Here is a 12,626-nt window from a genome sequence, read left to right as displayed (position 1 = left end):
TTTTTGTGAGCCGACCGTCAGCCGCCAGCGAATTCGCCGAGCGTGGCCCAGAAATCCGTAAATGCAGGGGGAGGCTTCGGCGAATCCATGACCCGCTGGGTAAGCAGAATCCCTGTCAGCTGCGCCTGCGGATCGGAATACCAGGATGTCCCGTAGCCGCCATCCCAGCCGAACCGGCCGGGAGCAGCAAAGGAATCGCCGAGGCCGGTGAAGACGGACAGACCAAAGCCCCAGCCCCTGGAGGTGCCAAGGAATAACTGCGATTCCCGTTTCTCATCCGCCACGATGTGATTTGTCGTCATCAACGTCACGGAATCCCGCGACAGCACCCGCACATCGCCAAGACTGCCGCCATTGAGCATCATCCGGGCAAAGGCATTGAAATCGTCCGCCGTGGAGACGAGACCGGCTGCGCCGTTTTCAAAAACAGGCGGATTCGAAAACCGGCCCGTTACCGGAGGGTCTAAAACCTTCAACTGCCGCGCCGCGGAATCGTACATATAGGCGGTCGTGAACCGGTGATGTTGATCTTTGGGCGCGTAGAATGCGGTATCCTTCATGCCGAGCGGAACAAAAATGCGTTCGCTCAAAAACTCGCCGAGTGTCACGCCGGCGACCCGCGGAATCAGGACGCTGAGAATTTCACTGCCGCCGTTGTAGAGCCATTTTTCGCCGGGCTGGAACGCCATCGGCAGGCTGCCGTATCGCTTGATCAATTCTTCCGGCGGGAACGACGGAAACACCGGCCCCGGGGCAAGGCCTGCCTCCGCATAGGCCCGCTGGATCGGAAAACGCTCGGGGAAAACCGGGATGATGCCGTAGCCGCAGCGGAAGGTCAGCAAATCGCGCAAAGTGATCGCACGGCGCGCCGGCACCGTTTGATGGACGAGCGCATCCAGCCTGAGCAGCACCTTGCGGTTGGCCAGTTCGGAAAGCCATCGATCGACGGGCTCATCGAGCCCGATCTTGCCCTCCTCGACCAGGATCATCGCAGCCGCTGCGGTGACCGGCTTGGTCATCGACGTAATGCGGAAAATCGAATCGCACTTCATCGGCGAGCCTTCGAAGGCAAGCCGTCCGACCGCATCGGCGTGGACTTCGCCATGACGACTGACCAGCATCACGAGGCCCGGCAGGTCGCCGCGCTCGACGTGACCAGCCATCACGCCGCGCAGACGATCAAACGTTGCCTTCAAAACCTTGCCTTCAGCCGCCATCTTCATTTTCCTTTGTTTGACGCGCCCTGATTACACCGGAACCCCGTGCCGCACCATCGCGGTTGCCTCCAGCAAGGGACGTGAAAATCGGCGACGCCAGCATCGCGCGAATGCGCGGCGTTCGTTCGCGGATGTCGAGCATCCGGAGCACAACAGAGCTAGCCTATCCATGCTAAAGACGAGGCCACATCGGAAGGGAATATGCATGAGCGCTTCGTCGCAAAAAGTAGCGTTAGTCACCGGCGCCGCCCGCGGCATCGGACTTGCTGTGGCCAAACATTTCCTCGCCGACGGCTTTGGCGTGGCGCTGCTCGATATCGAGGGCGACCTTCTTGCAAAAAGCGTGTCGGAACTGGGCCGGCCCGACTCCACGTTGGCGCTGCCCTGCGACGTCGCCGATGCCAACGCCGTCGCCGCGGCTTTTGCCGAGATCGAGCGACGCTTCGGCCGGCTCGATGCGCTCGTCAACAATGCCGGCGTCGCAGTGTTCGCGCCGTTGATGGAAACCTCCAATGCGGACTGGAGCCGTGTGCTCGCGGTCAACCTGACCGGGCCGTTCCTCTGCGCCAAAGCGGCCGTGCCATTGATGCGCAATCGTGGCGGCGGCGCCATCGTCAACATCACCTCGATCTCGGGATTGCGCGCCTCGACGCTGCGCTCGGCCTACGGCACCAGCAAGGCGGGACTGGCGCACCTGACCAAGCAGCTCGCGGTCGAACTGGCCGAGTTCGGCATCCGCGTCAACGGCGTGGCGCCGGGGCCGGTCGACACCGCGATGGCAAAAGCGGTTCACAGTCCGGCAATTCGCGCCGACTATCACGACGCGATTCCGCTCAACCGATACGGCCTCGAGGAAGAGCTGGCCGAAGCCGTGTTCTTCCTGTGCAGCGACCGGGCAAGCTATGTCACTGGCCAGGTTCTTGCCGTCGATGGCGGCTTCGATGCGGCAGGCATCGGACTGCCCACCCTGCGAGGCGCGAGGCGAAACGGATAGCGCCGCTCCGTCGAAGGTGCGACGGAACCTTGGCGTGGGCTTTGTGATTGCTTGGATGCCTGACATGAAGGAAGTTCCAGAGATGCGTGCATTTCTCGCCGGAATTTGTGCTATCGCCGCGGCGTTGTGCACGCTTGCGGCAGTGCCCGCCAAGGCCGAGGTCCGGATCCTGACGAGCCCCGGCGGACAGGTCGGCCCCTTTCTCGACCTGTTCGAGCGCGTACGCGATTCTGGTGAGCGCGTTGTCATCGATGGGCCCTGCCTTTCCGCCTGTACGCTGGTGCTGAGCATGGTGCCGGGCGATCGCATCTGCGTGACAAAGCGTGCTGTGCTTGGTTTTCATGCGGCACGATCGATGGACCGGCGCGGCCGGATGTATGCCGAGCCGGAGGCCTCGGCGCTGGTCCTCCAGGCCTATCCGACCGGCGTGCGCAACTGGATCATTCGCCGCGGCGGGTTGACCTCGCATCTGTTGCTGTTGCGCGGACGCGAACTGGCGGCGCTCTATCCGAGGTGCCGGTGATCAACCCGAGGAGCCCGGCTTTGATTCACGCGAACCGGTGTCCACTTCGCTCGAAAACGCTTCTGTCGAAGCCTCCTACATCCCCTCGAGCGGCGAGTTCACCATCCACGGGATACCGAAGCGATCGACGCACATGCCGAAGCCCTTCGCGAAGAAAGTCTTGCCGAAAGGCATGTTGGCGCTGCCGCCTTCGGCGAGCGCATTGAACTTGCGCTCGGCTTCCACGGGATCCGCGATCGTCAGGCAAACCGAAAAGCCTTGCGGCTTGCTATAATGCTCAGGCGGTGAATCCGACCCCATCAGCAACTCGCCGCCAATCGACATGCGTGCATGCATGATCAGCTTCTCCCGTCCGGGTCCCGGCTTCATATCGGCCGGCCCCTCGTCGGCGCGCAGCATCATCTCGATTTTGCCGCCCAGCACCTTCTCGTAGAACTTGAAGGCAGCCTCGCAATTGTCGTTATAGAACAGGTAAGGACTGAGCATGGTTCTCTCCGGGTTTATGACAGCTTCGTCTTAGGGCTAGTTCTCCGTGAGCTTTTTCAGATTGGCGAGGCCGGCTTCGAAATCCCTGCCAATCATGGCGTCGAAGTTCATGAACACCTGCATCACCTTCGATATGAAGGGAGACGGGCCTCGCATGACCCAGATGACGTTGGTCGCGGAAGCATCGCGTTCGGGCGCAAAGGTGAACTCCGCCGTGTTGTGACCTTCGAACGGCTTGAAGAAGTCGAGCTTGATCGTGATTTTTGACGGCTGTGAGGCGTCGAGGATTTCCATACGGCCGGAACCGACATTCTTGTTCCCCTCCCATGCATAGATAGCCCCCTTGCCGCTTGCGGAGCCGTTGAAGCTGCGCTTCATCGCCGGATCCCTGCCCTCCCAGGGAGACCACTTCGTCCACTGCTGAAAATCATTGACCAACGGAAAAATGCGTTCCGCAGGCGCCTCCATCACCGTCGACCGCTGCACCGTGAAGCTGTCCGGTCTCGCTGAGGCAAAAACGAGAACGGCGGCGATGGCGATGGCAAGGACGATGGCAACGATAGCGGTGATCTCAAGCATGAACATTCCCCCCTCGTTTTCGACGGTCAAACTGTAATCGGCGAAAGTTGGCGCCGGCCGCGCAGCCATAATGCACCCCACAGCATCACGCCGAAATAGAAACCTAACAGGATGTCGGTAAGCAACGGGCTTTCGATTTTCACATGCGAAACAAGGATGCTTCCGAGATAGCCGGTTGTCAGGATCGCTCCCACGAATGATGTCGGCGGGAAGGCATTGAGAGCCATGCCCATCAGACTGATCACTCCGAGAAATCGCGCCAGGTTTTCGCTCGAACCATAGCCCATCCGGTCCATCGTTTCCGTGACCATCGGCCAGGGCACGAGCTTGACGGCGCCATCGAGCAGCATCAGCAGAATGACGACCCCGCTCGATACACGGCCGAGCCAGATGGCCGACGCCCTGGCGGGCGTAAGCATGGCATTTGCGGCGAGATTTGCACCTTGCGTATTCATCTTGCGTCCCCTCTCCAACGGGCTCTGTGCCCTATTGACGAACGGGGGGACGGCAGACCGACAACGTTCTCGAATTATTTTTTGCTTTTTGCCGCAGCCGTGCCAGCGCGGCGAATTTGAAGTTCCTATCAGTTTCGCCGTGAGTTCGTTATAGGAACTTCAAATTCAAAGCCGCTACTCAAAACAATAAGTTGCTAGAGCTCCTTTGATTTCGAAGTTCGCATCGGAGGGGCCGCAATAGCTTGCGAACTTCGGAATCGGAGCTCTAGTGGAGCGGATTTGACATTCGCGCCCCACCGGCCGCGAATTCGGAATGCGAATGTCAAAATCGGACCACTGGCGGCTTGCTGTCGCGCATCAGGCGGTCGAGATGCATGCGGATGTGGGCGGCTTCCGCCGAGGTGTTGGCGAGCGCAATGGCGCGGTCGAACGCCACCCGCGCTTCGTCATTGCGGCCGAGTTGAAGCAGAAAGGCGCCGCGCACGCCGAAATAATGAAAATAATTCGAGAGCCGATCGCCCAGCGGCTCGATCATCTCGAGCGCAGCTTCCGGCCCGCGAACCTTCGATACCGCGACCGAACGGTTGAGCGTGACCACCGGCGACGGCTGCATCACCTCGAGCGCGCCGTAGAGCAGATCGATCTGCGCCCAGTCGGTATCTTCAGGCTTTGCCGCGCGCGAATGCAGCGCCGCGATCGCCGCCTGCACCTGGTATGGCCCCGATTGGCGATGCCGCATCGCCTTGTCGATCAGCGCGACGCCTTCAGTGATCAATTTCTGATTCCATAGCGTGCGGTCCTGATCTTCAAGCAGCACCAATTCGCCGTTCGCATCAAAGCGCGCCGCCGCGCGGGCGTGCTGCAACAACAACAGCGCCGCCAGCCCCATGATCTCCGGCTCGCTCTGGAATAGGCGCAGCAACAGCCGCGCCAGCCGGATCGCCTCCTCGCACAGCGGCATCCTGATCTCGGATGTCTCGCCGCTCGCGGAATAGCCTTCGTTGAAGATCAGGTAGATCATTGCGGCCACCGCCGCCAGCCGCTCGCTGCGTTCGACCGCGCCCGGGGTCTCGAAGGGGACGCCGGCCCTGGCAACACGCGTCTTGGCGCGGGTGATGCGCTGCTCCATCGCCGCCTCGGAGACGAGGAAGGCGCGGGCGATCTGCTTCACCGAAAGGCCGGAGACGATGCGAAGCGCGAGCGCGATCTGCTGCGTCGCCGGCAAATCCGGATGACAGCAGATGAACAGGAGCCGCAGGATGTCGTCGCGATAATGCGAGCCATCGAGCCGGTCGGCGATTTCCTGCTCGGCATCGTCGAGATCGGAAACGGCCGCCTCGTCGGATAACGCATCCTGCTTGTTCGAACGGCGCATCTCGTCGATCGCCGCGTTACGGCCGACCATGATCAGCCATGCCGCCGGATCGCGCGGCGGGCCGTGTTGCGGCCAGCTTTTCAGGGCTCGCAGACAGGCATTCTGGAAAGCCTCTTCCGCGGTATCGAGATTGCGGAAATAGCGCAGCAGGGCGCCGACGGCCTGGGGTCGTGCCGACGTGATGGCAGCATCGATCCAGGCGACGTCGGTCATTTTGCCCTCGTTCCGGCGTCGAACACGCCGACGGGACGGATCTCGTAGGCACCGCCGGGATTGGCCGCGCCGAGGTCCCGCGCGACCTCAACCGCCGCATCGAGATTCTCGCATTCGATGACGTAGAAACCGAGGAGCTGCTCCTTGGTCTCGGCATAGGGGCCGTCCAGCACGACCGGCGGGTCGTCCTTGCGCAGCGTCGTCGCCGCGGTGGTCGGCAAAAGACGGGCGACCGGGCCGAGCCGGCCTTCCTTCTTTAACTTGTTCTGGACGAGGGCAAGCTTCGACATGACGGCGGCGTCTTGCTCCTTGCTCCAGGAGCCGACGAAATCCTCATCGTGATAGCAAAGTATGGCATAGAGCATAGGCAAAAGCTCCTTTGTGCCCCAAGGACGGTTGGGCAAACCCCACTCCGACACTGCTTACGGAAAAATTTTCGTGCTGAAAACAGGCCTGAATAGGGTTTGGGGATGAGAGGCAAGATGACGACAAAAAAGGGGACGCTGGCGCTATTGATCCACGGCGGCACCGAAAACTGGTCGCCGACGCGCTGGAAACGAAGGTTTGACGCGGTGTGCTCGGACCGCCCGGTCTGGCTCGCGGCCGAGGGTGGCGGCGATCCGGCGAGCGTTCAGTATGCCGCGGTCTGGAAGCCGGTGCCGGGCGAATTGGCCGGATTGCCGAACCTGAAGGTCATTTTCAACCTCGGCGCCGGCGTCGACGCGCTGATGGCGGATAAAACGCTCCCGAAAGTGCCATTGGTGCGCGTCTCGGTCGGCGATCTCACCCATCGCATGACCGAATATGTCGCGCTGCATGTGCTGATGCACCACCGTCAGGAGCTTTACCTGCGCGACAGCCAGCGGGTGAAACGGTGGGCGCCGAAATATCAATGGCCGGCCGGTGCGATCACGGTCGGGGTCATCGGGCTCGGCACGCTCGGAGCCGACGCAGCCGAGGTTTTGGTGCGGCTCGGCTTTCAGGTCGTCGGCTGGAGCAATAGCCCCAAACGGATCGATGGCGTCGAATGCTTCCACGGCAAGGCGCAGCTCGATGCGTTCCTGCGCCGCACCGACATTCTGGTCTCGCTGCTGCCGCTGACGCCGGATACGCGCCACATCCTCAACCGCGAGCTTTTCGCCAAGCTGAACCGGTCCAGCCCGCTCGGCGCGCCGGTCGTGATCAATGCCGGCCGCGGCGGCTTGCAGAATGAGGCCGACATTCTATCGTGTCTTGACGACGGCACGCTGGGCGCGATCTCGCTCGACGTCTATGCGACCGAGCCGTTGCCGTCAGACAGTCCGTTCTGGACCCATCCGAACGTGGTTCTGACGCCGCATAACGCCGCTGACACCGATCCGGACGAAATCTCGAAATATGTTGCGCAACAGATCGCACGCTTCGAGGCCGGCCTGCCGCTGGAAAATTTGGTCGACCCCACACGGGGATATTAGAAGGCGCGTTATCGCGTCATCCACACATCACGGCAATCGCACCGGTCACGATGGCCTCGAGTTCCTTCCGAGGCACGCGCGCCCGCGAGCGGATCGCGATGGTGTGGATGGTAGCCGAGGCGAGTTGCGCCAACACGACCGGATCGGCGGAAGGCGGCAATTCGCCTTTTTCCTTGGCGCGACGAAAACAGGATGCGAAGGCCTTGTCGAGTTCGGCAAATCCGTCCAGCACCATGGCGCGGATCTCCGGATCGGCGACCGCCTCGGAAGCCGCCGTCATCACGGTGAAACAGCCTTGCGGTTCCGAGACATCGGCAACATAGATGTCGAGCGCCGCCGCATAGATGCGCTTGAGCCTTTCGCGGATCGGCATGTCACCGCGGAAAATCTCGATCATCGCTGCACGCGCATCGGCGCGGTAACGTGCATAGCTCTTGATATAGAGCTCGCGCTTGTCGCCGAACGCCCCGTAAAGGCTCGGCCGGTTCATGCCTGTCGCCGCGCTGAGATCATCAAGCGAGGTCGCGGCAAAGCCGCCCTTCCGAAACAAACGAAGCGCCTTGCCGAGCGCGACCTCGGGCTCATAGGCACGCGGCCGCCCACGGCGCCGGGGCGCTTCCTGTTTGATTTCCGGCGGCCTTTTATTTTTTTGTACCATTTCGCAGGAAATTCGTTGACCTGATTTATAATATGCGAAACAGTATAAAAATCAACTGGCTCGAAATTCCAACGGGCCAAAAACGCGAGGAGCCGCCATGGATCTCTATTTCTCACCGCTCGCCTGTTCACTTGCGACGCGCATTTCGCTCTACGAGGCAGGCAAGGAGGCGACTTATTTCGAAGTCGATCCGAAGACCAAGGTGGTGCAGAACGACGGATCGGATTTCCGCAAGATCAACCCGCTCGGGCTGGTGCCGACGCTGCGCACCGATGACGGGCAGGTGCTGACCGAGAACGCCGCCATCCTGCAGCATGTCGCCGACCGCTTCCCGGAAGCCGGCCTCGGTACCTCATCAAGCATGGATCGAAGCCGATTGCATCAATGGCTCTGCTTTATCGGCACCGAGCTGCACAAGGGATTGTTCGTACCGCTGCTCGACCGGAAAGCGCCGCCGGAAATCAAGGCCTACACGCTGGAGAAAGGGCTTTCCCGGCTCGACTATCTCGAAAACTACCTCAAGGGGCGCGAATTCCTGCTCGACCATTTCACGGTTGCCGACGCCTATCTCGTCACCGTCATCAATTGGACCATGGCGACACCGCCGATTGAGCTCGCGAAGTGGCCGGCAGTGAAGGCCTATTACGAGCGGCTGCGGGCGCGCCCCAGCGTCGCAAAAGCGATCGCCGAGGAATTCGAAATGTATAAGGCCGAAATCGCAAGGCACAAGGCTGCGGCGTAAGGAGCGCTCTTGTCCCGGATGCGATGCAGCGTGGCTTCACGATGCAACGCAGATCCGGGACCGCGACGTGGACCCCGGATCGTCAGCGCAGCACTGGGCGCTGCGCTGTGTTCGGGGAACGCAAATCAGCCTTTCCTAGAACGGACTATCCCCCAACCCCGGCACATCGGCCGGCCGCGGTCCCGGCGCGGGCCAGTGGAAACGGCGATCTTTTTCCGAAATCGCAATGTCGTTGATGCTGGCTTCCCGCCGGTGCATCAGGCCATGCTCATTGAATTCCCACTGCTCGTTGCCATAGGAGCGGTGCCACTGGCCGTTCGCATCGTGCCATTCATATTGAAAGCGCACCGCGATGCGGTTGTTGTCGAAGGCCCAGAGATCCTTGACCAGGCGATAGTCGAGCTCTTTCGCCCATTTGCGCTTGAGAAACGCGACGATCGTCGCGCGGCCTTCGAAGACTTCCGAGCGGTTGCGCCAGCGGCTGTCCTCGGTATAGCCCAGCGCGACGCGTTCAGCATCGCGTGAATTCCAGGCGTCTTCCGCCATGCGCGCTTTCTGCGCGGCGGTTTCGCGGGTGAACGGCGGCAATGGCGGACGCGACATGATGACCTCCCGGCTTTTGGACTGCCGCGAGATTACCGCTTCGAACGAGCGAGTTCGATGGCCGATTTCCTATCAGCCGATTGCGAGAGCCAATCGGCAATGTTCCGCGACATGATGTCTATTCCAGATCGGCCTTCATCAGCGCACGGATCGATTTCGGAATCGGCTGCGCCCTGCCCTCGCTGATGAAGGCGACACGCACCTCCGCGCTAACCAGCACATCGGCACCACGCCGCACTTGCTGCCCCAGCATGATCGAGGCGCCCTTCACCGCGATCGGCCAGGTCACGATGTCGAGCACGTCGTCCATCCGCGCGGGCTTGAAGAAATCGAGCTTCATCGAGCGCACGACAAAGGCAAAGCTTGGCGTTTCGCTCTCCGCCTCTGCAAACAGCGCGTGCTGCTCGGCACCCATCAGCCGCAAATGGTTGGTGCGGCCGCGCTCCATGAAGCGCAGATAGTTGGCGTGATAGACGATGCCGGAAAAATCCGTGTCCTCGTAATAGACGCGGATCTGCATGTGATGGCGGCCGTCGCGGATCTCGCCGTCGAGATGGGGTAAGGTCAATTGCGCACCCGTTTGGCTTTGTGACGGTTTTGCGCAAAATCGGCCTGGCGCGCAAGCACGGCCAGCTATGCCCGACAGTTACGAGAGAACTGACGCAGGCTTCCCCAGCGTCACCAGCACGATCTCAGGTGGCACGCCGAGCCGGAATGGCACGATGCTGCAGCCCAGTCCGCCGGAAACAATGACATCGCAGTTCATGCGGACATGGCCATAGGCCAGTCGTTGCCCGGACGGCGCGACCGGCGACCAGCCCATCAGCCGAACCTGGCCGCCATGGGTATGACCGGAAAGCTGGAGTGCGACGCGCGAAGGGACGCGATGCGCCACATCCGGCTCATGCGCCAGCAAAATGACCGGCGCGTCGTCCGTCACCTTGCTGAGCGTGCCGGAGAGATCGTCGACGCCCTTTCGCCTGATGATGCCGTAGCGGCGCGCGAAGGCAAAGGCCAGTTGATCGCCAAGACCGGCGACCCAGAAAGGGCGGCCGGCCTTGTTGAGGCGCTGCACGTCGTTCTCATAGACCGGAATGCCGGCGGCTTCGAGCGCGCGGCGGGCCTTCGTCATGCCCTCGCCTTCGCGTTGCACGGTGCGGTCTTCCCAGTAATCGTGATTGCCGAGAATGGCGTGCACCCCAAGCGGCGCCTTGAGTCCCGAAAGAACGGACGCCCACTCGTGGTCCGGAATAAACCGCGTCACATTGCGGTGACCGGCCACATAGTCGCCGAGCAAGACCGTCACGTCCGCGCCAAGCGCGTTGGTGTGATCGACAATCGTCTGAATGCGATCGAGCGGCATCCAGGGATCGCAGGCGTGAATGTCGGCGATGACCGCGATTTTGAGACCGAAGTCGGCTGGCCATTTCGGCGGTGAAAGCTGATACCGCGTGACGCGAAGCTGCAGCTCCGGCTCGCCAAATCCGTAAGCGACCGTCGAAACGCCTGCAACCGAGAGGCCGGAAACCGTACGCAGAAAATGGCGACGAGAGAGCATTAGGGACCAGTGGTGGGGCAGCCCGCTTCTGGCCCGAGAATAAAGCCGAATTGCGGAACGCTTGTGCAGATATTGCGCAGTAACGTTACTGAATCTTTCGAGAAGCGGTGGTCTTCAGGCGCCTTCGTCGTCGTTACCGAACAATCCGAATTGCGATGGATCACGCGCAGGTTCCGCGAGGCCGAGATGGCGGAAGGCATGCGAGGTCAACAGGCGCCCGCGCGGGGTGCGTTGCAGATAGCCGCACTGGATCAGATAGGGCTCGATAATGTCTTCGATCGCGTCGCGCGGCTCCGACAAGGCGGCGGCCATCGTCTCGACACCGACCGGTCCGCCGCCATAGTTCATCGCAATGGTCGTGAGGTAACGGCGATCCATCGCATCGAGACCCGCGGCATCGACTTCCAGCGCGCTCAGCGCGGTGTCGGCGATCTTGCGATCGATCGATTCGGCATCCGCCGCCGACGCAAAATCGCGCACCCGCCGCAACAGCCGTCCTGCAATGCGCGGCGTACCCCGGGCGCGGCGCGCGATTTCGTTGGCGCCGTCGGCGGTCATGCCGAGCTGGAGCACGCGGGCGCCGCGAGTGACAATCTTTTCCAACTCCTCTTCAGTGTAGAAATTCAGCCGGACCGGAATGCCGAAGCGGTCGCGCAGCGGATTGGTCAAGAGGCCGGCGCGCGTCGTTGCGCCGACCAGCGTGAACTTGGCGAGTTCGATCTTGACCGAGCGCGCCGCCGGACCGTCGCCGATGATCAGGTCGAGCTGAAAGTCTTCCATCGCCGGATAGAGCACCTCCTCGACCACGGGGCTCAGGCGATGGATTTCGTCGATGAAGAGCACGTCACGCTCTTCGAGATTAGTCAGAAGCGCGGCGAGTTCGCCGGCCTTGGCGATCACAGGGCCCGATGTGGCGCGAAAACCAACGCCGAGTTCGCGCGCGACGATCTGTGCCAGCGTGGTCTTTCCCAAACCCGGCGGCCCGACGAACAGCACGTGATCGAGCGCCTCGCCGCGCTTGCGCGCCGCTTCGATGAAAATCGAGAGGTTCTTGCGCGCCTGCGCCTGGCCGACGAATTCGGACAGCAGCTGCGGCCGCATCGCGGTGTCACCGACATCGTCCGTGCGGCGCTCCGGTGTGACCATGCGCGGCGGGTTCATTCGTTGCCCCGCCGGTACTTGTTCGGCAACAATGCGCCGATCTTCACCACCTTGGGCGTGCGGCCGTTATCGGGCACGATGACCCGCGCCTTGGCGTCATAGTCGTGGATCAGTTCGCGGCAGATGCCGCAGGGCGAGACCACCGCGATCTTGCCGGGCTCGTCGGGTTTCGGATGACGCACGGCCACAATGGTCTCGATGCCATGGTCACCACCCTCGGTGATGGCACGGCCGATCGCAATAGCTTCGGCACAGACGGCGATTCGGCCGATATAGGCATCGATATTCACACCGGTCACGATGCGGCCGTCACGCGTGCGCATCGCCGCACCGACTTCCTGCCAGTCATTGCGATAACGAACGCTGATCGCCTTGGTGGCGGCGGCGATCAATTCCTTGTCCTTTTTGGTCAGCATGGTCGACGATGCATTTCCTTCGGCCGGCGACGGTATTGGTCCGATTCTAACATTCGCATCCCTCCTCAGCAGTCCCCTTTGCGAGGGTTAGAATCAAGGACCACCAGCGAACATATATCTAGTGGAGTTTAGGATTTGACATTCGCTTTTCCAAGTTTGCGGCCAGGCTGGTAACGAATGTCAAATCCACTC

General features: G+C 61.6%; 16 protein-coding genes. 4 read left to right on the top strand and 12 right to left on the bottom strand.

The annotated features are described in order from the left end of the window. Positions 1-17: 17 nt before the first annotated feature. Entirely contained in the window at positions 18-1,217 is a 1,200-nt protein-coding gene (locus tag M6D32_RS04500; protein WP_298253784.1) for a serine hydrolase domain-containing protein, read from the bottom strand. Between the two features lie 205 nt (positions 1,218-1,422). Between M6D32_RS04500 and M6D32_RS04495 the strand changes: the two genes are divergently transcribed. Together M6D32_RS04495 and M6D32_RS04490 are read left to right on the top strand one after the other, a co-directional pair. Then, the gene (locus M6D32_RS04495) at positions 1,423-2,211 is read left to right on the top strand and encodes an SDR family oxidoreductase (protein WP_298253783.1); all 789 of its coding nucleotides are present in this window, start codon (positions 1,423-1,425) and stop codon (positions 2,209-2,211) included. An 82-nt stretch (positions 2,212-2,293) separates the two neighbouring features. After that, complete coding sequence (locus M6D32_RS04490) at positions 2,294-2,734, top strand: hypothetical protein (RefSeq protein ID WP_298253861.1); 441 nt, start codon at positions 2,294-2,296, stop codon at positions 2,732-2,734. Positions 2,735-2,809: 75 nt separating this feature from the next. Here the strand turns inward: M6D32_RS04490 and M6D32_RS04485 are convergent, their stop codons facing one another. The 5 genes from M6D32_RS04485 to M6D32_RS04465 form a co-directional block, all read right to left on the bottom strand. Continuing rightward, on the bottom strand, positions 2,810-3,220 hold the full coding sequence (locus M6D32_RS04485; RefSeq protein WP_298253781.1) for a VOC family protein: 411 nt from the start codon (positions 3,218-3,220) through the stop codon (positions 2,810-2,812). 36 nt (positions 3,221-3,256) lie between these two features. After that, positions 3,257-3,799, bottom strand: coding sequence for an SRPBCC family protein (locus M6D32_RS04480; RefSeq protein WP_298253779.1), 543 nt, complete (start codon positions 3,797-3,799; stop codon positions 3,257-3,259). A gap of 26 nt (positions 3,800-3,825) precedes the next feature. Further along, the gene (locus tag M6D32_RS04475) at positions 3,826-4,254 is read right to left on the bottom strand and encodes a DoxX family protein (RefSeq protein ID WP_298253777.1); all 429 of its coding nucleotides are present in this window, start codon (positions 4,252-4,254) and stop codon (positions 3,826-3,828) included. A gap of 322 nt (positions 4,255-4,576) precedes the next feature. Next, entirely contained in the window at positions 4,577-5,842 is a 1,266-nt protein-coding gene (locus M6D32_RS04470) for an RNA polymerase sigma factor (RefSeq protein ID WP_298253775.1), read from the bottom strand. Further along, complete coding sequence (locus tag M6D32_RS04465; RefSeq protein ID WP_298253773.1) at positions 5,839-6,207, bottom strand: YciI family protein; 369 nt, start codon at positions 6,205-6,207, stop codon at positions 5,839-5,841. The genes M6D32_RS04470 and M6D32_RS04465 overlap by 4 nt, the downstream gene beginning before the upstream one ends. 117 nt (positions 6,208-6,324) lie before the next feature. On the opposite strand from M6D32_RS04465, the gene M6D32_RS04460 reads away from it, so the two are divergent. After that, positions 6,325-7,296 (top strand): glyoxylate/hydroxypyruvate reductase A, encoded by a 972-nt coding sequence (locus M6D32_RS04460; RefSeq protein ID WP_298253771.1) that lies wholly within the window; start codon positions 6,325-6,327, stop codon positions 7,294-7,296. Positions 7,297-7,312: 16 nt separating this feature from the next. On the opposite strand, the gene M6D32_RS04455 is transcribed toward M6D32_RS04460, so the two are convergent. Then, on the bottom strand, positions 7,313-7,954 hold the full coding sequence (locus M6D32_RS04455) for a TetR/AcrR family transcriptional regulator (RefSeq protein ID WP_298253769.1): 642 nt from the start codon (positions 7,952-7,954) through the stop codon (positions 7,313-7,315). Between the two features lie 97 nt (positions 7,955-8,051). Here M6D32_RS04455 and M6D32_RS04450 point away from each other — a divergent pair, with 97 nt between their 5' ends. Then, positions 8,052-8,696, top strand: a complete 645-nt coding sequence (locus M6D32_RS04450) for a glutathione binding-like protein (RefSeq protein ID WP_298253767.1) — start codon at positions 8,052-8,054, stop codon at positions 8,694-8,696. 135 nt (positions 8,697-8,831) lie between these two features. On the opposite strand, the gene M6D32_RS04445 is transcribed toward M6D32_RS04450, so the two are convergent. The 5 genes from M6D32_RS04445 to M6D32_RS04425 form a co-directional block, all read right to left on the bottom strand. Continuing rightward, positions 8,832-9,299 (bottom strand): nuclear transport factor 2 family protein, encoded by a 468-nt coding sequence (locus M6D32_RS04445; protein WP_298253764.1) that lies wholly within the window; start codon positions 9,297-9,299, stop codon positions 8,832-8,834. 118 nt (positions 9,300-9,417) lie between these two features. After that, complete coding sequence (ybgC, locus tag M6D32_RS04440; RefSeq protein ID WP_298253762.1) at positions 9,418-9,867, bottom strand: tol-pal system-associated acyl-CoA thioesterase; 450 nt, start codon at positions 9,865-9,867, stop codon at positions 9,418-9,420. 78 nt (positions 9,868-9,945) lie between these two features. Continuing rightward, a complete protein-coding gene (locus M6D32_RS04435) occupies positions 9,946-10,857 on the bottom strand; it encodes a metallophosphoesterase (RefSeq protein ID WP_298253760.1) in 912 nt (303 codons plus the stop codon). A gap of 114 nt (positions 10,858-10,971) precedes the next feature. Further along, complete coding sequence (gene ruvB / locus M6D32_RS04430; protein WP_298253758.1) at positions 10,972-12,018, bottom strand: Holliday junction branch migration DNA helicase RuvB; 1,047 nt, start codon at positions 12,016-12,018, stop codon at positions 10,972-10,974. After that, a complete protein-coding gene (locus M6D32_RS04425) occupies positions 12,015-12,434 on the bottom strand; it encodes a cytidine deaminase (RefSeq protein WP_298253756.1) in 420 nt (139 codons plus the stop codon). The genes ruvB and M6D32_RS04425 overlap by 4 nt, the downstream gene beginning before the upstream one ends. Between the last annotated feature and the right edge of the window lie 192 nt (positions 12,435-12,626).

Source organism: Bradyrhizobium sp., from assembly GCF_027307225.1.
In the GTDB taxonomy this organism is placed as follows: domain Bacteria; phylum Pseudomonadota; class Alphaproteobacteria; order Rhizobiales; family Xanthobacteraceae; genus Bradyrhizobium.
Note: the sequence above shows the minus strand (reverse complement) of the source record. Positions and strands in the feature narration are given on the sequence as shown.